This is a genomic window from Pseudohalioglobus sediminis (assembly GCF_008370495.1).
Lineage (GTDB): Bacteria > Pseudomonadota > Gammaproteobacteria > Pseudomonadales > Halieaceae > Halioglobus.
This window is the reverse complement of record NZ_VTUX01000010.1, coordinates 193,169-217,035: the sequence shown is the minus strand read 5'-3', so window position 1 is coordinate 217,035 and position 23,867 is coordinate 193,169. Positions and strand designations below refer to the sequence as shown.

The following is a 23,867-nucleotide window of genomic DNA, read 5'->3' as shown; positions in this document are numbered from 1 at the left end:
GAATAGGATTGGAAAAATGCGTCATCGTCATAGTGGACGTCAACTGAACCGCAACAGTTCTCACCGTAAGGCCATGTTCCGTAACATGACCATCTCACTGGTTGAGCACGAACTGATCAAGACAACCCTGCCCAAGGCGAAGGAACTGCGCAGCTACGCTGAGCCGCTCATCACCCTGGCGAAGAAAGACAGTGTGGCGAACCGCCGCCTGGCTTTCGATCGTGTGCGCAACAAGGAAGCTGTTGGTAAGCTATTCAATGAGCTGGGCCCTCGCTACCAGGCGCGTCCCGGTGGTTATATCCGCATTCTCAAGTGTGGCTACCGTGCTGGCGACAAAGCGCCCATGGCTTATGTGGAGCTGGTTGATCGTCCGCAGGTAGAGGCCTATGACGACGAGGATTAAGATTCCTCGTATTCAGGTAAGAAAAAGCCGGGCATGCCCCGGCTTTTTTGTGTGTGGCTGAAAATCCGGCGCCTGGTTAGCAGGCTGCCAGCGGCTTCTACTCCTCGAGGGTGGTCAACCAGAAAGCGAAACCACTATCGGAAAAGTTCTCACCCTTTGCGCGTTCAATACACTGAACGACCGACACGGCTTTCTCTGCTCGATTCCTGTTGGTAATGGCCTGCAGGCCGACTACATTTTTCTGCGCGAGCTGTCTTGAGTGGGTTTGTATCGCTACGTGGCCGGCTGCGCCACTTGCGGTCACAACCTGGCATTCAAACTTGTGTTCGGGCCACTCACGCTCGGCCATAGCGCCGCTGGCGCATGCACAGCAGAGTAATGCCAGCACAGGATATCGTAATTTCAACATAAGCGCATCCTCTTGTTGATTCTTCTACCAGCAATTGTCGCTGTCGGATCCAGTCGCGTTTTTGGCGCCGGTGGAATCCAGGGTAAACGTGGTGCAACGTGAATCTTTCGATTGAGCCGAGTTGGACCTTGGTGTGGCCGTTAGAATATAACAGCGATCAAGCCCATCTCCGCAATCCGCTGCAGTGATCGTATAGTGCCCCTCTTCGGATATGAAGGGGACGGGCAGGCCAAGCTCGGCCAGGTTGGCGGTGTAGGTTCCTCGGTCGAGCATGCGCTGCTCCTGCCGGTTGGCGGCATCCAGCAATGCAGCTTTGGCCTCGGCCCTGCGGCCCTTTTGCAGGCTGTTCTGGTAGCCCGGCAAGGCAACCGCCAGCAGGATGCCGACAATCACAACCACGATCATGACTTCCATCAGGGTGAAGCCACGGGCCGAGTAGGCCGTCCCGTAATTACCCCGGTTATTGATTGGTGGTTTCACTTAGTACTCCTCCTGGAACCAGTAGTTGCCGTAGGGGGCTCGCAGGAACTCGTTGACGTCACAGACACCGCCGCTGCAGTCCACCTCGCCGGGTTGGTCAACACTGGTCGCCGGGGTGCCCGGGGGCAACAGCACGCGAATCTGCCCGTCGTCACCGAAGTGCACCGAGGGGGTGTCGGGGATGATGCCGCCCAGGTTAATGGTGCTGCGATCACCCTCGTACAGGTCAATGACGTAGAGTTGCCCCGTGCCAGCCTGTGGCTCGCAGACATTGATGTCGTTGAGCAGGTTTGAGGGGGTAAAGGTCGCTGCGAACACCCGCCCGTTAATGGTCAGGGTCTTGGCCAGGCTCTTCTCACCGGCGCTGACCAGATCGAGACGCCAGCCATTGGCTGCTTTCAGCGCTTCGAGGGCAGTCGCCTTCTCCGTGTCCGTACCGTTGGTCAACACGTTGTCGGTGATGTCATACAGATCGGTCTCCGAGAAAGGTTGGCCACAGCGGAAATCCTCAAAGTCGGGATCTGAACAATCCGTGCTGCTTGGCGCGGCAGTGGAGTAGGGCACCGTTCCCTGGTCGCGAATCATATACAGGCTGTTGTCGACATCAGTGGCATTGGGGTTGGTGCGATCACCGGTACCAATGACCACGGCATCGACGGCCTCGCCTTCAAAGCGGATGCGCACGACATCAGGTGCATTGAAGAAGCGGCGATCCGTTTGCGTGGTGCTGCCATTGAAGTCGCCCAGCTTGCTGATAAACCAGGTGTCCTGGCTTGATGTGGGCAGGGTGTTGCCCGGCATATCAACACGCCAGAGGTTGCCGCCGGTATCGCCGAAGTAGATCCTGTCGACCAGGTCATCCCCATTACTGTCGAGCACCGTTACGTCTCCCGGGACGGAATGCACCAGGTCCGACTCGGACATGTTGGTGGCGCTGTCCGCGGCGGGGGTGATGCTCCACACCAGTGCGCCGGTCTCGGCGTCGACAATAAATACCCCGCGGCCTTCACTGTCGGCAGTGCCGACGCCCGAGGCATCCTTGTTGGTATCGTAACCGGCGCCGAAGATCAGCACAGGTTTGGCAACACCATCGCTGTCCACGTAGCCAGGTATGCGCGTCACCACGGGTTCAGACCAGGTCTGTCCCATCTCCTCGAAACCGCTGACGTCCTTCCCGATGCGCCACATGAAAGAAGGGCTGTCGGGGTTGGAGACATTCAGGGCGTAATAGGAGTGGCCGCCGCGGCGCATGCCGAAGTAGGCCCAGGCCTTGTCGCCCGCAGTGTAGTCAAGTGTGCCATCCGCGTTGGCGTCAAAGGTGTAGGACACCGGAGTCAGGTCCATTCCATAGACGTGGTCGCTGGAGACGGCGTTCCTGCGTCGCTGTGGCAGAATGGTCACCAGCTCTTTCGGGAAGAAGCCCCAGCTTTCCTGTCCGTCGCTGTTGTTGAACATGTGCACCCAGCCCGAATTGCTGCCCACCAGAATGCGGAGGTCCGGATCGTCATAGGTATAGGAACCACGTGCACCGTAGTTCAGCACCAGTGGCTGGCTGTGCAGGATGTCGCCCAGTATCCAGTTGCGCGGTTCGTTGGTGATGCTGTCCCCGTCACGGTCGTAGGCGTCGTAACCCTGTGCCCAGGCAATCTGCTGGTTGAATGCGCCGGCAGTGGACGCGCCGAAGAGGTTGTACAGGGCCGCGTCGCTGATTGCGCCCAGTGCAGCGGCATCGATATTGGTGTTATTGAACGCTTCCAGCGCTCCGTTGGTGCCGGTATCGATATAAAGCGACCGGGTGCTCGGATTGCGGGCGGCCAGCAGTGCGCCAACACCACCTTTTTCAACGGTGCCGCCATCCTCTACGGTATTCCAGAAGGTCACCGCCGTGGACTTGATATCACCGGTATCGGTGTCTACCGCGGCCGCGCCGTTGGCATCTACCAAGGTGGCGTTGCCGTTCTCGACATTCAGGCGCAGTTTCTTGATGTTGCCCACCCAGTCAACACTTTCGCCGGGCTTGAACATGGCGTAGAAGACTTCATCGCGGCTCTGGGTCCGGGTGAAGGTATCCACCGCCACCGCAGGTGAGGTAAATGTGGTGTCTCTGGAGAGAATGCTGACCAGGGCACCCTGGAACGCCTCGGTGAGTTCCGCTGCGTTGTCTGCGGTATAGTATTCGCCCTTGCCCTTGTCTGCGGTATCCTGCAGCAATTGCTGGTCGGTCGCGAAACCAATGGTATAGGTGATGCCGAACTGGTCGCCGTTGGTAGTATCGCCGTCAAGGTCATTGGTGGCCATGTACTCGGCGAGTTCCGGCATGCAGTTTTCGCCGCCATTGGTGCCGCTTCTGGTCACACCCGATGAGTCCACATAAGACCACGAGAGATTGGTGTTGCCGTCATCGTCTGGGTAGATGGAGCATCGCCCTCCGCTACCGGTGGGGGTGACACCGGACAGGTTCTTGATGTCCGTATTGGCGTCTTCGTCTCGGTTGGGCTGGCCATCCGTCATTACGATGATATAGGTATAGGCACAGTCGGTGTTGGGCGATACATAGCTGCCACCACTGATGGCTGTCGTGTCCACTGCCGCTTCATCGTGGTACCAACCGTTGCTGGTAGTGTTCCATGACGCCTGGCTGGAGTACTTGGGCGCCTGGCCGGAAAGGTAAAGATAGGCCTCATAGGTCGACTCACACAACGGTGTCACGCCAGCCGGTTCCAGGTCGTTCACCAGGTCAATGAGGTTGCTGCGGTCGGCCGCGGTCATGTCCTGGATAATGCGCTGGGTGACACGGCCGCCCTGGCTGCGGTTAAACTCCAGCAGGCCGAAATCGATACTGGTATTGGTATCAATGATGGTGCCGATGACGTCGGCCGCGATGTCAATCTTCGATCGCGGCGCCACCAGGGAATCATCGTGCCACCAGTCCATATAGTGTGAGGTATAGAAGGTATAGGCGGTATTACCCCAGTCCAGGCTGCCGTCTATAGATGATCCATATTCGTTGCCGTCGGTTGCATTGGCCTGCGGGAAGCCCGCACCCTGGCCGCTGCCGTTTCCGGTGTTGGAATTGTTTACATCATCCAGGCACTCCACGTGAGGTGGATCCTGCACGGAACTTGTGAGTGACTGCCAGCTGCCGGGTATGGTGGTATCCGGCTCGCAGGTTTCCACGCGCGGCCCGGAATACTGCCACTCGGTAGACTCGGTAAAAACCGGTTCGCTAACCTCTTCAAAACAGGCGTCATAGCGGTTGTTGCCACCGGGGGGGTCTACAACCAGCCTGGTCAGCCCACTGGGGCAGTTGTTGCTGTTATCGTTCTGGCGATACACCCAGCCAGTGACCGGGTCGGAACTGGTTACCCATTCGTAGCATGCATCATTATTGCCCCCGGGCGGGTCGACATACGTGAGACCGTCATAGCAGTTGTTGCCACTCCAGTCGTCGCGGCTGTATACCAGCTTTGCTGCCGGCGCCTGAACAGTGACCTCCTGATAGCACCCTGCATTGTTCGGCCCGGCGGGATTACGATAGGTTGTGCCTGCGGGGCAGGCACTGGTGCACTGCCCTTGTTGAATGGAGGAGTTCACCCAGCGCCGCGCCCTTTCCGGCGTAAAGCGCCCGGCATCGTCAAGGCTGTCATAGGAAGACGCGCAGCGGTTCTGGCTGGCGGTGAAATAATTGTTGCTGTCCGTATCGGGAACCGTGCCGTCCGTGGACCAGTAGATCCGACCGGCGCTCACGCTATTCTGGTAGGTCGCAGAGGGATCGTAGGTCGGACGCTGCTGGTCGATGGTGCCGCGCATACTGCCCGAATCATCGAATACAATCAGCACCTTCGGCCGCGAGCCGGTCGCGGCATTATATTCAGACTGATAGATCTCGGTATCGTCCGCCGAAAGAGGTACAGATGTTGTTGCCAGCAGGCAGAATGCCGCCAGTCCGACACCCGCTACTGATCGAGAAATCCGGTAGAACATGGAACTATCCTCCACAACTTCTTGCCCTGATTGGGCGCTGCGTTGAGTTGTTACTGTTTGTTTAGCCATTGTTGCCAATCACCGTCTTGACCACACCCAGTTCCACCCGGGTGCGGGCCTTACCTGGCAGGTCGTGTTCTGATTCGATGCGATAGTAATCGCAGTCCAGCAGGCCGATGCTGGTGCCACCGCTCGCTGAGGGTGGCCGTGGACAGGCGCGCTCAATTGAAATCAGGAAGACATCCACGTTGATAGGCACGTCGTTCGGATCCGCTGCCATCCTGCGCAGGGGGTGCTGGGTGACACTGGCGAAGGGGTCATCGATCACCGGCTGGCGCAGGAAGGGGTCGTTGGTTGTCCCCGCCAGGCCCAGAGTGGCGTAGATGCCGGCTTCTGCCGCCTGAAACGACTGGTAGGAGTCCTGCATGTTGGCAGACATCTTCAGCCCCAGTGAGCTGTTGTTGGCGGCGGTGATGCTGATAATGGTCACGACCAGCAAAAACAGCAGGCTGGTTACCAGTGCAACCCCGCTTTGCCCCTCTGTTGATGTGCTGATGGTTTGCACTATGCACCTCCTCGCAATACCAGCCGCGGATTGCGCAGCGTGATCTCAGTGTGTAGCAGTACTCTGCGAACGTCGTCCCCCGGGGTGACCGTGACATCGCCCAGGCTGTAGGTTTTTTCATTGGTGTAGGCGGGGTCCGCATTGTCACTGCGCAGCAGGACAAAGGCCTGCATGGATGTGACGCTGTCCCAGCGACCGGCAGTCGTTACCGCCTCGAGATCGTCGATGGTGTCCACATCACCATCCGCATTGCTGTCGAAACCAAACAGGAAGCGCATGTTCTCCACACCCTGTACCAGGTCCTCGTTCTGTACCGTCATTGACGCGGTACCGGTATCCCATGCCAGCACCTTGCGGCTCAGGGTAGGGCCGGTGGGGTTGTTGCGCACGTAAAAAATCTGCATCCGGTAAGGCCAGGCAACACCCAGGGCGAACTCATTGCCCTCGCGCACGTCCGGCGCGGTGTCGGCTCCATCGAGGATGATGCCGCGCTCACTATTGGAGATCACGTAGGCAGTTTCGCTGTCGAGCCCCGTGGGGAAGGAAATGGTGCCGTCGCGGGGTGCGTTGGGATCGTCCGGGTTGGCATCGTACAGAGGGCTGGGGACCACGCCCTTGATCACCAGCACATCTGTATTCGGCATGGCGTCGGTGATGCACCCGAGGACAGTTGGCCCGGTGGCGCGCACTGCGAAAAAGGAGTTATCCGTGTCGTAGGCGTCGGCATTGCCCGTACAGTTCAGGCCAACTGCGCCCAGAGAGCCGTCCAGGCGTATGTCGGCGGGCAGGGCGCTGCCGTAGAAACCAATATGCTTGGCGGCGTAATTCAGCACCTGCAATGCGAAGCGCCCGTTCTCGGAGACGGCCGCGACCTGCTCGACCTCGGTCAGTGAACGTTTGGATGCGAGATATACCGACACGGCGCCGCCAATAATAATCAGGCCCAGCACCATGGCCACCATGAACTCAACCAGGGAAAAGCCGCGACTGGCAGTGGACTGTCGTTGCATGCTCGTCATAGCTCCGTCTCATCGATAAGGTAGGTGTCAATAACCACCTGTCGGCGGGTGGGATCGGTGCCGGCAGCGTCGCCGCCACAGACGTTTCCGGTGGGCACGGCATCCGCCGTATCGCGTAATCCCTGCCACTGCAACACCACGCTGACCACGCCGGTATTGGTTTTGCCGGCATCGGCAGCAAATGCAATGCATCCGCGCAGACCGCGTATGCGAGTGGTGCTGGTGGTGGTCCCGCCATCGGTCACGGTGACCGAGGCACCGTCCAGAAGCCTTTCCCAGGCCCAGCGATCATGGGCCGCCAGCTGTGCCGGGGTGCAGGTGGCTGTGCTGCAGTCCGGGTCCGGTTCATCGGTAATGCTGCCATTGCCTAATGGATTTTCGAAGCCTGTGGTGCCGGTCTGGTAAGCGGTTATGCCGGCCGGGTTGCGTCGAATGCGTTCCAGGATGTCGTCAGCCAGGGAAATCGCCCGCGTACGCTGGATGGTTTCATGCTGGGATACCTTGGACAGTGCCAGCAGGCTGACGACCCCAAGTATACCGATGGCCAGGACAATGCCGGCTATAAGGGCCTCGATTAGCGTGACGCCGCGCTGCCGGGTCATAGGCACCGGTGCGCGTGAGTTAACAGCCGACATTGGTACCTCCAGCATCGTTGACTATGCCATCTTCGGGCGAATCCGTGTCTTCGGCACCGCGCACGGAACCAACCGGATTCAGGATCAGGGCGCGAGCCTCGGTGGCACCCCGGTCATCGCAGAAAGTGAAGGTGCCCTGGGAGCCAAGGGCGGTGCCACGCGGCGTGAACCGGACCAGGTTGGCGGCGTTGTCAAAGAGAATGTCCGACTGCACCTGGCGCGGTTCGAACTGGAATACTTCCTCATCGGGGTCATTGGGGTCGGGTGCGGTGTCGCCATTGGTATCGACAAAGCTCATATACCCGGGCAGCCAGTTGTTGGTGTCCTCGCAGGTTTCCCCGTTCAGGGTTGGGCAAACCACCACGGGGGCGCGCCTGGCCATGGCCTCGGAGCGGGCGTTGCTCAGGGTCGCCCGCAGCGCGTAGACCTCAGTGAGCATACGATTATTGAGGATCAGTGTCTGGTAGGCGGGAACGGCTAGCACCATTATCGCACCCAGCACGGCTATGACCACCATCAACTCCACCATGGTGAAGCCACGGCCGAAAGTCTTTGCGGAGTGTGCTCGCCCCTGCTGGCGTATTTTCATTGTTGATTCCAAGTTTTCGCTCTTTATCTTTTTTCCCCATGCTTAGTGTATGTATGACCGGGCGACGAGCAATGCTCTGGCCGATAAGCGGATCGCAGGTGGGATAAACGGTTGCATGGGGCTACCAAGTGAGAACTATGTCACAGTGTTCCCGCAGGTTAGCTGCGCCGATACCCCCGGCGATCGCGAATTCCCTGTCGCAGTGTGTTGCGGGGTTATTTCTCTGGTCCTGCAACCGGGCAGGGTCGGGGCAAGGATAAAACGTGACGCGGTCCACGTTTCTGGGATAGCGGCGTGCCCACTTGTGTAAAAGGCACTAGAATCCGCCCATGAACTTGTGGCAATGGGCCACCAGTGTAAGTTCGGCGCATGTGTACAGAAGGAAACAGCGAGGCGATGAACGGAAAGCGTTACAGTGACCCAAATCAGCGTACCTGGTTTCGCGCGGATCGTTTTTTCCAGCACGAGGGCAAGTGGTATTTCCATACCCGTGAAGGCACTATGGAAGGCCCTTTCGACGACCGTTTACAGGCTGCGCAACGGGCTGAGTCTTACGTCAAGGCGATGCATTCCGGCCTGCTCGGTGTGATCGAAGAGGGCGAAGCCGATTGGAGCCTGATGCCCAAGGATTGACCCTGTCTGCGTCGCCCGTCCCTGGGCAGCGCTTCATACTTCAGGCAGCGCGTCGGCGCTTTTTGCCGAGCATAGGGCCCAGGAACTTACCGGTAAACGAGCCTTTCTGCCTGGCCACGTCCTCGGGCGTGCCATGGGCGATAATGCGCCCGCCCCCCGAACCCCCTTCCGGGCCAAGGTCCACGATCCAGTCTGCTGTCTTGATCACATCGAGGTTGTGTTCGATGATGACCACGGTATTGCCGTGGTCGCGCAAGCGATGCAATACCTCAAGCAGCTGCTTGATGTCCTCAAAATGCAGACCGGTGGTGGGTTCGTCAAGAATATACAGCGTCTTGCCCGTATCACGCTTGGACAATTCCCGTGACAGTTTCACGCGTTGCGCCTCCCCACCCGACAGGGTGGTGGCGGCCTGACCGAGCCTGATATAGGACAGTCCTACATCCATGAGCGTCTGCAACTTGCGGGCGATGGCCGGCACCGGCTCAAAGAACGCCAGCGCATCCTCTACAGTCATCTCCAGCACTTCATTGATGTTTTTGCCCTTGTAACGTATCTCCAGGGTCTCGCGGTTATAACGCTTGCCCTTGCACACATCACAGGGCACATAGATATCCGGGAGGAAATGCATCTCCACCTTGGTCACGCCATCACCCTGGCAGGCTTCGCACCTGCCACCCTTGACGTTGAAGCTGAAGCGCCCGGGCTTATAGCCGCGCGAGCGCGCCTCCTGGGTCCCGGCAAACAGTTCGCGCACCGGTGTGAAGATGCCGGTATAGGTAGCCGGGTTGGAGCGGGGCGTGCGACCGATGGGGCTCTGGTCGATATCGATGCACTTGTCGATGTGTTCCATGCCGCTTACCCCGTCGTGGGCAGCCGGGGTCAGGGTGGTCGCGCCATTCAGTTCTGTCGCGGCAATAGGGTACAGCGTGCTGTTGATCAGCGTGGACTTACCGGAACCGGAGACCCCGGTTATGCAGGTCAACAGGCCTACCGGAATTTCCAGTGAGACCTTCTGGAGGTTGTTGCCGCGTGCACCGCTGAGCACAATCAGTTTGTCCGGGTTAACGGGCGTGCGCTTGGCCGGTACTTCAATCTTGCGGCGCCCAGAGAGGTAGTCGCCGGTCAGGGATTGTTTGTTCTCCACGATGGCTTGCATCGTGCCCTCGGCGACCACGCGGCCACCGTGTACGCCTGCGCCGGGGCCGATATCGATAATGTGATCGGCGGTGCGGATGGCGTCTTCGTCGTGCTCCACGACGAGTACCGTATTGCCCAGGTCCCGGAGGTGGGTGAGCGTGTTCAGCAGGCGCTCGTTGTCCCGCTGGTGCAGGCCGATAGATGGCTCATCGAGGATATACATCACGCCCACGAGGCCGGCGCCAATCTGCGAGGCCAGGCGGATACGCTGTGCTTCACCGCCGGAAAGTGTCTCCGCGCTGCGATTCAGGGTCAGGTAATTCAGCCCCACATCCACCAGGAAGCGGTAGCGTGCGCGCAATTCCTTGAGAATTTTGTCCGCGATTTCGCCCTTGCGGCCGTCCAGTTTCAGCTTGTTGAAGTAGGACTCAGCATCCCCAACCGACATGTCGGTGACCTGTGGCAGGGTGAGTTCGTCGACGTATACGTGGCGTGCGTCGCGGCGCAGGCGCGTGCCATGGCAATCCGGGCAGGGCTGCGTGGCCAGGAATTTTGCCAGGTCTTCGCGCACGGATTGTGAATCGGTATCGCGATAGCGCCGCTCCATGTTGGGAATGATGCCCTCGAAAGGATGCGTGCGTTTGAATACATCGCCGCGGTCGTTAATGTAGGCGAAAGCTATTTCCTGCTTGCCGCTGCCGTGCAGGATGATCTTCTGGTGCTTCTTGCTCAGTTCCGCGAAGGGGGTATCGATATCAAAGCCGTAGTGGTCGGCGAGCGAGGTCAGCATATGGAAGTAGTAGACGTTGCGACGGTCCCAGCCGCGGATGGCTCCCTCTGCCAGGCTGGCATCGGCGTCGAGCACGATGCGTTCGGCGTCAAAATACTGCTTCACGCCTAGTCCGTCGCAGCTGCCACAGGCGCCGGCGGGATTGTTGAAAGAGAACAGCCGGGGTTCCAGCTCATCGATGCTGTGGCCGCATTCCGGGCAGGCGAAGCGAGCGGAAAAAGCCATGTCTTCACCGTCGCCGTCCATGTAACTGATCGAGGCCAGACCCTCGGTCAAACCCAGTGCCGTCTCAAAGGACTCGGCCAGTCGCAAGCCAAGGTCGTCGCGAACCTTGAACCGATCCACGACCACTTCGATGCGGTGCTTTTTGTTTTTCTCCAACTGGGGGGTGTCGTCGAGGTCAGTCACGATGCCGTTGATGCGCGCCCGCACGAAGCCGGCGGCTCGCAGTTCTTCGAAGACATGCAGGTGCTCGCCCTTGCGGCCCCGGACCACGGGCGCAAGCAGCATCAATTTGCTGCCCTGCGGCAGCGCCAGCACGGTGTCGACCATCTGGCTAACGGTCTGCGCTTGCAGGTTGAGGCCGTGATCCGGGCAGCGTGGTTCGCCCACGCGCGCGAACAGCAGGCGCAGGTAATCGTAGATTTCGGTGATGGTGCCTACCGTGGAGCGCGGGTTGTGTGATGTCGACTTCTGTTCGATGGAAATAGCCGGTGACAGGCCCTCGATGTGGTCCATGTCCGGCTTTTCCATCATCGACAGGAACTGGCGGGCATAGGTGGACAGGGATTCCACATAGCGCCGTTGCCCTTCCGCGTAGAGCGTATCGAAGGCGAGGGAGGACTTGCCTGACCCGGATAGACCGGTAATAACCACCAGCTTGTCGCGGGGAATATCAAGATCGATGTCTTTCAGGTTGTGGGTGCGTGCACCGCGAACTTGGATGGTGTCCATTAACAGTAATTACCGCAAATTTGCCGAAACAGGAAAGTATATGCCTTCACTATTACGCCATGCAAAGAGAAACGGACCTCACCCGTGCACGCGGGACGTCAAAAGCCGTTCCCCGCGGACAGGCTGCGTATCTCAAATGCGGTGAAACTGCTATCATTGCGCCCGAATTCCAGGATCAGAACCCCGTGATAACTGAACACCCCATGACGCCTCTGGAGCGGCGCACTGTCAGCTCCCTTGCACTGCTTTACAGTTTCCGCATGCTCGGCCTGTTCATGGTGCTGCCGCTACTGGCGCTGTATGCCGTCGATTTGCCTGGCGCCGACCCGATGACCATTGGCCTTACCCTGGGTATTTACGGCCTCGGCCAGGCCGTATTGCAAATCCCCCTGGGCTGGCTGTCAGATCGCGTGGGTCGTAAACCGGTGATTATCGGCGGCTTGCTGGTGTTCATACTGGGTAGTGTGCTGGCCGCTACCGCCGAGAGCATTTATGGGGTTTTAGCCGGCAGGGCGCTGCAGGGCATGGGCGCTATCGCCAGCACCATTATGGCGCTGGTGGCGGATCTGACCCGGGAAACGCAGCGCACCAAAGCGATGGCCATGGTGGGAATGAGTATTGGCCTGTCCTTTGCGGTGGCATTGGTTCTTGGCCCCGTGGTTGCCGCGGCGGGTGGGCTGGCGGCGGTATTCTGGTTCACCGCCCTGTTGGCAATCGTGGGCATAGTTATCGTCGCCGCACTCGTGCCAACCCCACCTTCCGGGCAGGTGCATGCAGACGTCGGCGCGCGACAGGGGCTGTTCAAGCGCACACTGCAGGAGCCGGCGCTACTGCGCCTGAACTTTGCGGTTTTCAGCCTTCATTTTATCCTGATGGCCCTGTTCCTGCTGGTGCCCGGCCTGCTGCTCGAGGTGGCCGGCCTTGAGCGCGACCGTCACTGGCTGGCCTATCTGCCGGCGCTGTTGTTGTCGATCGCCGGTATGGTGCCCATGATGATCATGGCGGAACGTAAAGGGCGTCTCCGGGAGATGTTTCTGCTGGCGATCGCTCTACTTATTGTGGCCATGCTGTTGCTGGTCGCTGTTGAGGTGCCGGTCGTGGTGTACCTGGGGCTATTGCTTTTCTTTGTGGGTTTCAATTACCTCGAGGCTACCTTGCCGTCGCTGGTTTCGAAGATGGTGTTTCCCGGTGGCAAAGGCACAGCCCTGGGGGTGTATGCGAGCTGCCAGTTCCTGGGTGCGTTCGCTGGCGGTGCCATCGGCGGTTGGGTGGTGAAAATTGCCGGCGCCCCGGCGATGGTTGCCTGTTGCATGGCGCTGGCGCTGGTATGGCTGCTGATATTCCTGCCGGGGGATGCGGTATCTGCCAGGGCCGGCGCTGCCGCTGAATAAGGGGCTTGCTCAGGCAACGCCCGGGCGGTTTTTGTCAGCGACGCGTTGGACTGCCGGAGTGGGCTTTGTTTGATGGATTTTAGCGCGGTGGCGTTGTCGCAATTGCATGGCGGGATTGCTATAGTCGGCAGTCCAAAAGATTGTGCCTTTGAACCCAGAATGAGGAAGTTTTATGGCTACGCGTGGCGTCAACAAGGTCATCCTGATTGGCAACCTTGGCAATGACCCGGAAACCCGTTTCTTTCCCGATGGTGGCGCAATAACGAATGCCAGTATCGCGACGTCGGAAACCTGGCGTGACAAGCAGAGCGGAGAGCAGAGAGAACGCACCGAGTGGCACCGGGTGGTGTTCAAGGACCGGGGTAATTACCGTTTGGGCCAGATCGCGGGTGAATACCTCAAGAAGGGCTCCAAAGTGTACGTGGAGGGCTCATTGCAAACCCGCAAGTGGCAGGACCAGTCCGGCCAGGACCGGTACACCACCGAAATCGTGGTGAACGAGATGCAAATGCTCGACAGCCGCGGCAGTGGGCAGGGTGGTGGTGCCGGCTATGGCGGTGACAGTGGCTTCAGCCAGTCCGCGCCGGCGGCAGCGCCGGCGGCAGCGCAAAAGGCTCCCGCCAGCAGCGCCCCCGCTGCTGATTTCAACGATTTTGACGACGACATTCCCTTCTAGCCGCGATGACCGGGCGCACTGCCGGATAGGCCTTGGCCCGGTCCGGCGCGCCGGAACCAGAAACTCGGTGTCGAGCGGTCGCCCGGCAGAACAAATATGCTACCTTTCTCCTTTTGACTATCACGTCGGGTGATATTGCGTGCGGGTACTGATTATCGGGTCAGACAGCCCTCTGGGGCGTGCACTGACCGAACACATGGAACATCTGGGACGCCATGAACTGGTATGTCTGACCCGTGCCGCATCACGTTGGAAAAGTGAGCGACAGGCGAAGAAGACGGTGCGTCGGGCCGATGCCGATGCAGTAGTGGACGTGCGCATGGAAGCCGCAGCGGACAGCGGTCGTGAGATGAACGAGCTTGATCTCAAACGCTGCCAGTGGGTGGCCAAGGCCGCGCAGCGTGGCGGGGCCTGTTATCTGTTTGTTTCCAGTGCGCGCGTCTTCTCCGGCGAACTGGATCGCATGTACAACGAGGATGATGTTCCCGATAACACGTCTCCCTCGGGGATGATGCTGGCAGCGTCAGAAGCGGTCGTGCAGCAGTATTGTGACCGTCACCTGATACTGCGCCTGGGGCGGGTTTTCGCCAGTGATGGCGCCAACCTGGTCACGCGTATGCTGGGTGAAATGATTCGCGGTGAACGCCTGGTACTGGACAACAATCTTCGCGGTGGCCCGGTAGCGTCTGTGGATGGGGCACGAGTGGTCGCGGCGCTGCTGGACCAGATAAGTGCCGGGGCAGAGCTCTGGGGCATTTATCACTATTGCAGTTCGGAGACTGCGACCTATTACGAGTTTGCGGAGGCGATTCTTGCGTCCGCCTCGCAGTTTTCCGAGTTCAGCGCCGCGCCCATGGCGTTGCAGCCACTGGAGCCCGGTGCGGCTCGCCTCAATCGCTCCCTGGAGTGCAGCAAGATTCGCAATACCTTCGCGATCAAGCAGCAACCCTGGCGCGGTGCGATAGCTGACCAGGTGAAGCAGTATTTCCAACAACAAGACTGAGGTTTAAGAGATGGCCAAGGCCACAGATGATGTGTCCCGTTCGCTGTCAGTAGCCGTACTCACGGTTTCGGATACGCGCACGGAACAGGATGACAGTTCCGGACATTACCTGGTGGAGTCCCTGCAGGCAGCGGGTCACCGGCTGGCTGAAAAAGTTATTGTGATGGATGATATCTACGCGATCAGGGCCGTCGTGTCGCGCTGGATAGCCGATGCCGGTGTACAAGCAGTGCTGGTGACGGGTGGCACCGGTTTTTCTGGCCGCGACTCGACACCCGAAGCCGTGAGCCCCCTGTTTGACAAGGTAGTTGAGGGTTTTGGCGAGATGTTTCGGACAATTTCCTTCCAGGAAATTGGCTCGTCAACCATTCAGTCACGGGCGCTGGCGGGTTTTGCCAACAACACGGTGATCTTTTGCATGCCAGGTTCAACCGGCGCCTGTCGCACAGCCTGGTCCGGATTGATCCGGGAGCAGCTGGATAGCACCCACAGGCCCTGCAACTTTGTCGGCGTTATCGATGTTCGGGAGCAGTATACTTGAGCGGCCTGGCTTCACTGGAAGACGCTCTCGCACACATCCTTGGCAGTGTTCGCTCAACCCCTGACGCAGACCACGTGCCCGTCTTGCAGGCCCTCGGCTCGGTGCTGGCGGAAGACGTCATTTCCCGTGTCGATGTGCCAGCCGCTGACAACAGCGCAATGGATGGCTATGCCGTTCGGTACAACGACTTGCCCGGTCCGCTCCCGGTGACCCAGCGCATCCCCGCGGGCACAGTTGGCGAGGCACTGACGGGCGGCACGGCAGCGAGAATCTTTACTGGCGCGAGCATTCCCCCGGGTGCCGACACGGTGATCATGCAGGAGAATTGCGAGCTGCGCGACGGCTTGCTCAGCGTAACCACTCCAGTGCAGGCAGGGCAGAATATTCGCCCGCTTGGGCAGGATATCGCCGCGGGCGACGTGGTGCTGTCGGCCGGCCGTCAGCTGCGTCCCCAGGACCTGGGTCTGTTGGCGTCTATTGGCATGGAGACGGCGCCTGTTTATCGGCCACTCCGGGTCGCGGTGTTGTCCACAGGGGACGAACTGGTGGAACCGGGGCAAGGGCCGTTGACAGCGGGCCAGATCTATAATTCCAACCGCTTTACGCTCGCCGGTTTTATTGCCGCGCTGGGTATGGAAATGATCGATTGCGGGATCGTTGCCGATAGCGCGAAAGCAACGGCTGCGGCACTGGAACAGGCAGCCGAGGAGGGCGACTGCGTGCTCACCACGGGCGGTGTTTCCGTTGGTGATGAAGATCATGTCAAGCGGCAGGTTGAGCGCCTCGGCAAGCTCGAACTCTGGAAGCTTGCCATCAAGCCGGGTAAACCCCTGGCCTTCGGCCATGTTGCCGGTACGCCTTTTATTGGCTTGCCCGGGAATCCCGCATCGGTTTTCGTTACTTTCGCCCTGGTTGCGAGACCTTTCCTGAAGCGTTTACAGGGTTGCACGGATACTGATCTGCCCGCCCTGACCGCACGCGCTGACTTCAGTACGCGTCGCGCCGGCCTGCGTCAAGACTATGTCAGGGTGTCGCTGCAGCGACGTGACGATGGCTTGTGGGCCCGGCGTTTCGCCAACCAGAGCTCGGGGGTTTTACGCTCGGTCAGTGACAGCCAGGCATTGGCAGTGGTGCCCGCAGGCAAGGTAGTGCAGGAGGGTGATGAACTGGAAGTGCTCTTGCTCGACCTGTTGACCGCGTAAGTGCAACAGTAAAACCAGGCTGTCACCTGCAAAGCGGGGCGGGATGAAAACCTCGTTTTCAGCCGACCGCCGCCGTGCTACTCAATCGGTATATTTCTGGAATACCAGCGACGCATTGGTGCCGCCAAAGCCGAAGCTGTTGGACATGACACGTTGCAGGTCCACGTCGTCCCGGCGCTCTATGGCTATGGGCAGCCCTTCTGCCTCCGGGTCCAGGTTGTCGATATTTGCCGAGGCCGCGATGAACCCTTGCTGCTGCATGAGCAGTGAATAGATGGCTTCCTGTACGCCTGCTGCGCCCAGTGAGTGCCCGGAGAGTGACTTGGTCGAACCGATCACGGGAATCGCATCGCGATCAGCATAGGCCTCTCTTACCGCCTTGAGTTCCTGTATGTCACCTGCCGGTGTGGATGTGCCATGTGCATTGATATAGTCAACCGGGCCGTCCACAGTTGCCAGTGCCTGCTGCATGCAACGCACCGCGCCCTCACCCGAGGGAGCGACCATGTCATAGCCATCTGAGGTGGCGCCATAGCCGACCAGCTCGGCGTATATCCTGGCACCGCGTGCGTGCGCGTGCTCCAGTTCTTCCAGCACCAGCATACCGCCGCCGCCGGCGATGACAAAGCCATCGCGGTCGGCGTCGTACGCGCGGGATGCGCGCTCCGGGGAGTCGTTGTACTTGGTCGAAAGGGCACCCATTGCGTCGAAAAGGCTGGACAGGGTCCAGTGGAGTTCCTCACCGCCACCGGCAAAAACAATATCCTGTTTGCCCAGCTGTATCTGTTCCATGGCGTTGCCGATGCAGTGCGCACTGGTGGAACAGGCTGAAGAGATCGAGTAGTTGACGCCTTTTATCTTGAAGGGCGTGGCCAGGCAGGCAGATACCGTGCTGCCCATGGTCTGTGTTACCCGGTAGGGTCCAACGCGCCGGATACCGCGCTCGCGCAGAATGTCTGCGGCCTCAGTCTGGCTGGCCGACGAGGCGCCGCCAGAGCCGGCAATAATCCCTGTGCGCACGTTGGATACCGCCGTGTCATCCAGCCCTGAATCAGCAATTGCCTGTTGCATGGAAATATACGCGTAGGCGGCGGCATCACCCATGAATCGGAGTTGCTTGCGGTCGATGTGTTCGCGGATATCGATATCGGGAGCGCCGGCGATGTGCGACCGCATGCCCATGTCGATTTGTTCCTGGCGCGTGGCTATCCCGGACCGGCCATCGCGAAGCGAGCGCGTAACGCTCTCCGCGTCGTTGCCGAGGCAGGAGACAATACCCAGTCCGGTGATGACAACTCGTCTGCTCATGACTTCAGAATGACTCCGTTGACGTGAACAGCCCGACCCTGAGGTCCTTGGCTGTGTAGATTTCACGACCGTCTACCGAGACGCTGCCGTCGGCTATGCCCATGACCAGTTTGCGCTCGATGACCCGCTTGATATTGATGTTATAGACAACTTTTTTTGCCGTGGGCAGTATCTGTCCGGTAAATTTTACCTCGCCTGAACCCAGTGCGCGCCCTTTCCCGGGGTTACCCCGCCAGCCAAGGAAAAAGCCGAGCAATTGCCACATGGCATCGAGACCGAGGCAGCCAGGCATAACCGGGTCCGATGGGAAGTGGCACGCGAAAAACCACAGGTCCGGATGTATATCCAGCTCAGCGATGATCTCGCCTTTGCCAAATTCACCGCCCTCGGAGCTGATCCGCGAGATACGGTCCAGCATCAGCATGTTGTCCACGGGGAGTCTGGCGTTGCCTTCGCCGAACAATTCCCCGTGGCCGCATGCAATCAGCTCTTCCTTCGAGTAGGCGCTTTTTCCTGTCATATATTTTCCGTAATGTCGGCTGCGATGGAGAGGCTGCTCTGAGCGAGACCATTCTAATGCCTGCGGCCTACAAGTCCAGTTGAATCAACGGTTTGTGATGGGCGTCACTGGCCAACCATGGGCCCGTTCGCTAATATGAATGGACCAGCGGCAACTGCATGTGCGAGACCAGCGCGCTGCCACAGGTGAGCCCACCAGAAACCCTAGGAATCAGATGTTAGTACCTGTTTTATTATCCGGCGGTGTAGGCAGCCGCCTGTGGCCGGTATCTCGAGAGGCACATCCCAAGCAGTTCCAGCCGCTGGCGGGTGAGTTGTCGATGCTGCAGGAGACCCTGCAGCGCACTGCCGGGCTCGACGAGGCTGCGCCTGTAGTGGTCTGCAATGAAGAGCATCGCTTTATGGTGGCCGAGCAACTGCGCCAGGTCGGAATCAATGCCGGCGCACTGATTCTTGAGCCGGCCGGGCGCAACACGGCGCCGGCGGTGGCGCTCGCGGCCTTGCAGGCGATCGCCAGTGACCCGGAGGCCCTGCTGCTGGTGTTACCGGCGGATCACGTCATCCAGGACACGGCCGCATTTGTCGCGGCTGTCAGCAAGGCCGTAGCGCTGGCGAAGGAGGGGCGGTTGATGACATTTGGTGTCGTGCCCACTCATCCTGAGACGGGCTACGGCTATATCAAATGCGGCTCCGGGATGGGTGAAGACCTGTATGATCTAGAACGCTTCGTGGAGAAACCTGACTCTGCTACCGCGTCCGCCTATCTGGAAAGCGGTAATTACCTTTGGAATAGCGGCATGTTCCTGTTCAGCGCCGCGGCATATCTCGAGGAACTGTCACGTCACGCGCCGGAGATGCTCGCAGCCTGTGAACTGGCCATGGCCAGCGCCCGCCAGGACATGGATTTCGTGCGCCCGGATGCCGAGGCGTTTATCGCTTGTCCGGCCGACAGTATTGACTATGCGGTGATGGAGAAAACCCGCCTCGGGGCGGTGGTGTCGCTGGATTGCGGCTGGAGCGATGTTGGCGCCTGGTCCGCACTGTGGGACGTGGCCGAGCGCGACGACGGCGGTAATGCCTGCCGTGGCGATGTTATTCTCGATAACTGCCAGGACAGTTACTTCTTCAGTGATTCACGCCTGGTGGCGGCGACCGGAGTCGCCGATGTGGTCGTCGTGGAAACCGCGGATGCCGTGCTGGTGGCGAGCAAGGACAAGGTGCAGGACGTGAAACGCATCGTCAATGCCCTGAAAGAACAGCAGCGGCCCGAAGCATCCCTGCATCGGCGCGTATATCGCCCCTGGGGGTCCTATGAATCCCTGGTCTCGTCCGACCGTTTCCAGGTCAAGCGCATTGTTGTCAATCCAGGGCAGAGACTGTCGCTGCAGATGCACCACCACCGCGCCGAACACTGGATAGTGGTGCAGGGTACCGCGGAGGTGACCTGTGATGACAGAACCTTCATGCTCGGTGAGGACGAGTCCACCTATATCCCGCTGGGCACACGGCATCGCCTGGCCAACCCGGGAAAAATTCACCTGGAAGTCATTGAAGTGCAGTCCGGCACATACCTTGGCGAGGACGATATCGTCCGTTTCGACGATCAATATGGGCGCGACAGTTAGCGCGCCTGCAACGAGGAGTCTGCTTGATGATCAAAACATGTCTGTTCCCGGTAGCGGGGTATGGCACGCGTTTTCTGCCTGCCACGAAAAGCATGCCCAAGGAAATGCTGCCGGTGGTGAATAAGCCGCTGGTGCAATATGGCGTAGAAGAGGCTATCGAGGCGGGCATGACCACCTGTGCCTTTGTCACGGGGCGCGGCAAGCGCTCCATTGCCGACCACTTTGACATCAGCTACGAGCTCGAGCACCAGATATCCGGTACCGGCAAGGAAGCCTACCTGGAGAGTATCCGCAATGTGCTTGACAAGGGCATTTTCACCATGGTGCGCCAGCGCGAGATGAAGGGACTCGGGCACGCCATCCTCACCGGTCGGTCACTGGTTGGAAACGAGCCCTTCGGCGTGCTGCTCTCAGACGACCTTTGCCTCAACAGTGAAGGCGCCGGGGTGCTCGCGCAGATGGCGGAACTGTACAACCAGTTCCGCTGCTCCATCGTGGCTATTCAGGAAGTCCCGATGGAGGAAGTGCATAAGTATGGGGTCATTTCAGGAGAGAGCCTGAAGGACGGTATTTACCGGGTAGACGACATGGTGGAGAAACCCGACCAGAAGGACGCTCCATCCAACCTGGCCATTATTGGCCGCTATATCCTCACCCCTGACATCTTCGACATACTCGAAGAAACGGAGCCGGGGGCCAATGGCGAGATCCAGCTTACCGACGCCCTGCAAACCCAGGCCCGCAGGGGTTGTGTAATGGCCTACAAGTTCCAGGGACGGCGCTTCGATTGTGGTTCGGTACCCGGTTTTGTGGAGGCGACCAACCACGTCTACGAACACTATTACATGAAAAATGAGGGCTGACAGGGTGCCTGAGATTACATGCTTCAAGGCCTATGATGTGCGCGGTCGCGTGCCCGATCAGCTCAATGAGGATATCGCCCGGCGCATAGGCAGGGCGTACGCAGAGGTGATAAAGCCAGACAAGGTGGTGGTCGGTCATGACATCCGCCTGTCCAGTGAATCAATCAAGGCTGCCGTAAGCGAAGGCCTGATGGAGCAGGGCGTCGATGTCTACGATATTGGCTTGAGTGGTACGGAGGAAATCTATTTCGCGACCTCACATGCACAGATGGGCGGTGGCATTGCCATCACCGCCAGCCACAACCCCAAGGACTACAACGGCATCAAGTTCGTTCGCGAAGAGTCCCGGCCGATTTCCGCTGACAGCGGTTTGAAAGAAATCCAGGCCATGGCCGAGCGCGACGAGTTCGTCGCCGCAGCGAAACGCGGCACGCTGCGTGCGCTGGATACCGATGTGGCCTACGTCGAGCACCTGCTGTCTTACGTCGACCCCACGCAACTCAAGCCGCTGAAAATAGTGGTCGATGCGGGCAATGGCGGAGCCGGGCGCGTGGTGGACCTGCTCGAGCCACACCTGCCTTTTGAATTTATTAAACTGCACCACCACCCCGACGGGAACTTTCCCAATGGTGTGCCCAATCCGCTGTTGCCGGAAAACCGGGCCGCCACGATCGCCGCCGTGCGTGAACAGGGTGCGGATATGGGTATCGCCTGGGATGGCGATTTCGACCGCTGTTTCTTCTTTGACGAGAACGGTGAGTTTATCGAGGGCTATTACCTCGTTGGCCTGCTCGGTGAAGCGTTCCTGCAGCGTGAGCCCGGCGCCAAAATCGTGCATGACCCGCGCCTGACCTGGAACACGATAGAGCAGGTAACACAGGCGGGTGGTGAGCCTGTGCTGACCAAGTGTGGACATGCCTTTATCAAGGAGCGCATGCGTATAGAGAATGCCGCCTACGGCGGCGAGATGAGTGCGCATCATTATTTCCGGGATTTTGCCTACTGTGACAGCGGCATGATCCCCTGGCTGCTGGTGGCCGGACTTGTGTGTTCCACAGGCAGGCCTTTATCGACCCTGGTGGCGGAGCGTATGGCGGCGTTTCCCTGTTCCGGTGAGATCAACCGCAGCGTGGAAGATGCGGCCGCAGTCCTGGCCAGGGCCGAGGCCGCCTATGGCGACCAGGGTGAGGTCGACCACACGGATGGGGTCAGCGTTGACTGCGGCGACTGGCGCTTCAACCTGCGCATGTCCAACACTGAGCCAGTCGTGCGCCTTAACGTGGAGTCGCGTGGCGACAAGGCGTTAATGGAAGCGCGCACCGCAGACTTGCTGGCGCTGATTGAGCAGTAACCGTCTACTGCGCCGCTCGCCAGCGGGCAATGAGTTGTTCGGTGGCCGGGTCCATGTCAGCAGTAGTGGACTCGCCCGACATCACGCCCAGAATCTGTGTACCGATTTCCTTGCCCAGCTCGACACCCCACTGATCAAAGGAATTGATGCCCCAGAGCACCCCGCTGCAGTAGGTGCGGTGCTCGTAGAGCGCCAATAGTGCGCCCAGCGTTTGTGGCGTCAGGGCGGGCATGGTGATCACCGAGTTGGGCCTGTTCCCGGGCATGGCCAGGTGCGGTGCCAGTTCCTGGGCTCGTGTCGCATCCACTCCCCGTGCGGTCAATGATTCCCGTGCCTGGGCTTCACTGCGACCCACCATAAGCGTCCGGCTTTGCGCCAGGCCGTTGGCGACCAGTCGGCTGTGCTGCTGCGTCATGCCGGTATGGGTGGTCAGAGGAATAATGAAGTCGGCGGGGCATAATTCGCTTCCCTGGTGCAGCAGTTGGTGAAAAGAGTGCTGCCCCATGGTGCCTGCCGAACCCCAGAGCACTGGACCGGTAGCGTAGTCCAGCCCGGTACCTGCTTTGCTGACGCGCTTGCCGTTGCTCTCCATGGTCAGTTGCTGCAGGAAGTCCGGTAATTTCTGCAGGCTGTTGTCGTAGGGCAGCACCACGTGATTCCCGGCGGCAAAAAAGTTCACGTACCAGACCTCCAGCAGGCTTAGCAGCACCGGCATGTTTGCCTCCAGGGGCGCTTCGGCGAAATGCTGATCCATCATGGCAGCACCATCCAGGAAGGCCTCAAACTGTGGCCAGCCAACGGCGATGGCACAGGACAGCCCTATTGCCGACCACACCGAATAGCGCCCGCCCACCCAGTCCCACATGGGCAGGCAGTTGTCCGGGGAAATGCCGAATTCCGCGGCGGCCTCAAGGTTGCTGGTAATGGCCAGGAAGTGTTTGTCGAGATCGTTATCGCTGGCACCGGCACGACGCAGCCATTCCCGCGCCATCAGGCTGTTGGCCAGGGTTTCCTCCGTGCGGAAGGATTTGGAGCAGATGATGAACAGGGTGCTCTCGGGGGCCAGATTCAGCAGGGTTCCCTGCAGGTCCGCGGGATCAACATTGGCTGCATAATGCACCGCCACGTCGGTGTGAAACGGGCACAGGGCCTCGGTGACCAGGCGCGGTCCAAGGTCTGAGCCGCCGATGCCAATGTTCACCACGTCGGTAATGACGGCCCCGGAAAAACCCTGCTGCTGGCCGCCGTTAATGCGCTCGGCCCAGGCCTGCATGGCCCTGCGTGCATGCTCCACCTCCTCGAGGCGCTGTGCCTGGTGGGGGGCGGACCGGGCGCGCAACAGTGTATGCAATGCCGGTCGTTGCTCGGTATTGTTGACCTCTTCTCCCGCCAGCAGTGCAGCAATGGCTGCCGGCAGTTGCGCCTCCCGCGCCAGCTGCAGCAGTGACTGCATCGCCTCATCGTCGAGCAGCTGTTTGCTGTAATCAAGGTGCAGGCCCGCTGCCTCCAGCGTGAAACGGGTGGCGCGTTGCTGATCGCTGGCCAGCATTTCGGCTATCGATTGATCCGCGAGGGCCCTGGCGCTGAGCTGTAAGCCGGCATAAGACGGGAGTTGGGAAAGTAACTGGGCGGAGTGCATCGCCGGATTCCTTGTTGTTCACTGCGGTGAGACATTTAGGTAGCGGCGCTGTAGTTGTATTGTATTGCGCCCCTGGTTCGAGGTGCCTCGCTGGCCCTGCTGAGTATAGGGACGCCGCCGAACCTGCGCAAACCCGGGCGACCGGGAG

20 protein-coding genes are annotated in these 23,867 nt (G+C 59.7%); 10 read left to right on the top strand and 10 right to left on the bottom strand.

What is annotated here, in order from left to right:
- The first annotated feature begins 16 nt into the window (after nucleotides 1-16).
- Nucleotides 17-403, top strand: a complete 387-nt coding sequence (rplQ, locus tag F0M18_RS18550; protein ID WP_149612955.1) for a 50S ribosomal protein L17 — start codon at nucleotides 17-19, stop codon at nucleotides 401-403.
- 433 nt (nucleotides 404-836) lie between these two features.
- Here rplQ and F0M18_RS18540 read toward each other — a convergent pair whose 3' ends face one another.
- From F0M18_RS18540 to F0M18_RS18515, 6 genes are all read right to left on the bottom strand, one after another.
- Nucleotides 837-1,292, bottom strand: a complete 456-nt coding sequence (locus F0M18_RS18540) for a type IV pilin protein (RefSeq protein ID WP_149612953.1) — start codon at nucleotides 1,290-1,292, stop codon at nucleotides 837-839.
- A complete protein-coding gene (locus F0M18_RS18535; RefSeq protein WP_149612952.1) occupies nucleotides 1,293-5,276 on the bottom strand; it encodes a pilus assembly protein in 3,984 nt (1,327 codons plus the stop codon).
- A 61-nt stretch (nucleotides 5,277-5,337) separates the two neighbouring features.
- Complete coding sequence (locus tag F0M18_RS18530) at nucleotides 5,338-5,841, bottom strand: pilus assembly PilX family protein (RefSeq protein ID WP_188109812.1); 504 nt, start codon at nucleotides 5,839-5,841, stop codon at nucleotides 5,338-5,340.
- Nucleotides 5,841-6,851, bottom strand: coding sequence for a PilW family protein (locus tag F0M18_RS18525; RefSeq protein ID WP_188109811.1), 1,011 nt, complete (start codon nucleotides 6,849-6,851; stop codon nucleotides 5,841-5,843). The genes F0M18_RS18530 and F0M18_RS18525 overlap by 1 nt, the downstream gene beginning before the upstream one ends.
- A gap of 5 nt (nucleotides 6,852-6,856) precedes the next feature.
- Nucleotides 6,857-7,495: a type IV pilus modification protein PilV gene (gene pilV, locus F0M18_RS18520; RefSeq protein ID WP_188109810.1), complete on the bottom strand. Its 639-nt coding sequence runs from the start codon at nucleotides 7,493-7,495 to the stop codon at nucleotides 6,857-6,859.
- Nucleotides 7,482-8,084, bottom strand: a complete 603-nt coding sequence (locus F0M18_RS18515) for a GspH/FimT family pseudopilin (protein ID WP_149613019.1) — start codon at nucleotides 8,082-8,084, stop codon at nucleotides 7,482-7,484. Before F0M18_RS18515 ends, pilV begins: the two co-directional genes overlap by 14 nt.
- Nucleotides 8,085-8,480: 396 nt before the next feature.
- Here F0M18_RS18515 and F0M18_RS18510 point away from each other — a divergent pair, with 396 nt between their 5' ends.
- Nucleotides 8,481-8,717: a DUF6316 family protein gene (locus F0M18_RS18510; protein WP_149612949.1), complete on the top strand. Its 237-nt coding sequence runs from the start codon at nucleotides 8,481-8,483 to the stop codon at nucleotides 8,715-8,717.
- Between the two features lie 40 nt (nucleotides 8,718-8,757).
- Here F0M18_RS18510 and uvrA read toward each other — a convergent pair whose 3' ends face one another.
- A complete protein-coding gene (gene uvrA / locus F0M18_RS18505; protein ID WP_149612948.1) occupies nucleotides 8,758-11,601 on the bottom strand; it encodes an excinuclease ABC subunit UvrA in 2,844 nt (947 codons plus the stop codon).
- 185 nt (nucleotides 11,602-11,786) lie between these two features.
- Here uvrA and F0M18_RS18500 point away from each other — a divergent pair, with 185 nt between their 5' ends.
- From F0M18_RS18500 to F0M18_RS18480, 5 genes are all read left to right on the top strand, one after another.
- Nucleotides 11,787-12,992 (top strand): MFS transporter, encoded by a 1,206-nt coding sequence (locus tag F0M18_RS18500; RefSeq protein WP_262500994.1) that lies wholly within the window; start codon nucleotides 11,787-11,789, stop codon nucleotides 12,990-12,992.
- A 172-nt stretch (nucleotides 12,993-13,164) separates the two neighbouring features.
- Nucleotides 13,165-13,668, top strand: coding sequence for a single-stranded DNA-binding protein (ssb, locus tag F0M18_RS18495; protein ID WP_149612947.1), 504 nt, complete (start codon nucleotides 13,165-13,167; stop codon nucleotides 13,666-13,668).
- A gap of 139 nt (nucleotides 13,669-13,807) precedes the next feature.
- Nucleotides 13,808-14,671, top strand: coding sequence for an SDR family oxidoreductase (locus F0M18_RS18490; protein ID WP_149612946.1), 864 nt, complete (start codon nucleotides 13,808-13,810; stop codon nucleotides 14,669-14,671).
- 10 nt (nucleotides 14,672-14,681) lie between these two features.
- A complete protein-coding gene (gene moaB, locus F0M18_RS18485) occupies nucleotides 14,682-15,212 on the top strand; it encodes a molybdenum cofactor biosynthesis protein B (protein WP_149612945.1) in 531 nt (176 codons plus the stop codon).
- Nucleotides 15,209-16,414: a molybdopterin molybdotransferase MoeA gene (locus F0M18_RS18480; RefSeq protein ID WP_149612944.1), complete on the top strand. Its 1,206-nt coding sequence runs from the start codon at nucleotides 15,209-15,211 to the stop codon at nucleotides 16,412-16,414. The genes moaB and F0M18_RS18480 overlap by 4 nt, the downstream gene beginning before the upstream one ends.
- An 81-nt stretch (nucleotides 16,415-16,495) precedes the next feature.
- Here the strand turns inward: F0M18_RS18480 and fabB are convergent, their stop codons facing one another.
- Nucleotides 16,496-17,722: a beta-ketoacyl-ACP synthase I gene (fabB, locus tag F0M18_RS18475; protein WP_149612943.1), complete on the bottom strand. Its 1,227-nt coding sequence runs from the start codon at nucleotides 17,720-17,722 to the stop codon at nucleotides 16,496-16,498.
- 4 nt (nucleotides 17,723-17,726) lie between these two features.
- A complete protein-coding gene (gene fabA, locus F0M18_RS18470; RefSeq protein ID WP_149612942.1) occupies nucleotides 17,727-18,242 on the bottom strand; it encodes a 3-hydroxyacyl-[acyl-carrier-protein] dehydratase FabA in 516 nt (171 codons plus the stop codon).
- A 214-nt stretch (nucleotides 18,243-18,456) separates the two neighbouring features.
- Here fabA and F0M18_RS18465 point away from each other — a divergent pair, with 214 nt between their 5' ends.
- The 3 genes from F0M18_RS18465 to F0M18_RS18455 are packed head-to-tail and all read left to right on the top strand — an operon-like array spanning nucleotide 18,457 to nucleotide 22,080.
- Nucleotides 18,457-19,866, top strand: coding sequence for a mannose-1-phosphate guanylyltransferase/mannose-6-phosphate isomerase (locus tag F0M18_RS18465; protein ID WP_149612941.1), 1,410 nt, complete (start codon nucleotides 18,457-18,459; stop codon nucleotides 19,864-19,866).
- 26 nt (nucleotides 19,867-19,892) lie between these two features.
- Nucleotides 19,893-20,729 carry a UTP--glucose-1-phosphate uridylyltransferase GalU gene (gene galU, locus F0M18_RS18460; protein ID WP_149612940.1) on the top strand — a complete coding sequence of 279 codons (837 nt, stop codon included), beginning with the start codon at nucleotides 19,893-19,895 and terminating at the stop codon, nucleotides 20,727-20,729.
- 4 nt (nucleotides 20,730-20,733) lie between these two features.
- Nucleotides 20,734-22,080, top strand: a complete 1,347-nt coding sequence (locus F0M18_RS18455) for a phosphohexomutase domain-containing protein (protein ID WP_149612939.1) — start codon at nucleotides 20,734-20,736, stop codon at nucleotides 22,078-22,080.
- A gap of 4 nt (nucleotides 22,081-22,084) precedes the next feature.
- Here the strand turns inward: F0M18_RS18455 and pgi are convergent, their stop codons facing one another.
- Entirely contained in the window at nucleotides 22,085-23,719 is a 1,635-nt protein-coding gene (gene pgi / locus F0M18_RS18450) for a glucose-6-phosphate isomerase (RefSeq protein ID WP_149612938.1), read from the bottom strand.
- Nucleotides 23,720-23,867 lie beyond the last annotated feature (148 nt).

Bases quoted from the DNA above. Each gene is read 5' to 3' on its own strand.
- rplQ (WP_149612955.1), top strand. From the start codon at position 17: ATGCGTCATCGTCATAGTGGACGTCAACTGAACCGCAACAGTTCTCAC.
- F0M18_RS18535 (WP_149612952.1), bottom strand. From the start codon at position 5,276: ATGTTCTACCGGATTTCTCGATCAGTAGCGGGTGTCGGACTGGCGGCA.
- F0M18_RS18525 (WP_188109811.1), bottom strand. From the start codon at position 6,851: ATGCAACGACAGTCCACTGCCAGTCGCGGCTTTTCCCTGGTTGAGTTC.
- pilV (WP_188109810.1), bottom strand. From the start codon at position 7,495: ATGTCGGCTGTTAACTCACGCGCACCGGTGCCTATGACCCGGCAGCGC.
- F0M18_RS18515 (WP_149613019.1), bottom strand. From the start codon at position 8,084: ATGAAAATACGCCAGCAGGGGCGAGCACACTCCGCAAAGACTTTCGGC.
- F0M18_RS18510 (WP_149612949.1), top strand. From the start codon at position 8,481: ATGAACGGAAAGCGTTACAGTGACCCAAATCAGCGTACCTGGTTTCGC.
- uvrA (WP_149612948.1), bottom strand. From the start codon at position 11,601: ATGGACACCATCCAAGTTCGCGGTGCACGCACCCACAACCTGAAAGAC.
- ssb (WP_149612947.1), top strand. From the start codon at position 13,165: ATGGCTACGCGTGGCGTCAACAAGGTCATCCTGATTGGCAACCTTGGC.
- moaB (WP_149612945.1), top strand. From the start codon at position 14,682: ATGGCCAAGGCCACAGATGATGTGTCCCGTTCGCTGTCAGTAGCCGTA.
- fabB (WP_149612943.1), bottom strand. From the start codon at position 17,722: ATGAGCAGACGAGTTGTCATCACCGGACTGGGTATTGTCTCCTGCCTC.
- fabA (WP_149612942.1), bottom strand. From the start codon at position 18,242: ATGACAGGAAAAAGCGCCTACTCGAAGGAAGAGCTGATTGCATGCGGC.
- F0M18_RS18465 (WP_149612941.1), top strand. From the start codon at position 18,457: ATGTTAGTACCTGTTTTATTATCCGGCGGTGTAGGCAGCCGCCTGTGG.
- galU (WP_149612940.1), top strand. From the start codon at position 19,893: ATGATCAAAACATGTCTGTTCCCGGTAGCGGGGTATGGCACGCGTTTT.
- pgi (WP_149612938.1), bottom strand. From the start codon at position 23,719: ATGCACTCCGCCCAGTTACTTTCCCAACTCCCGTCTTATGCCGGCTTA.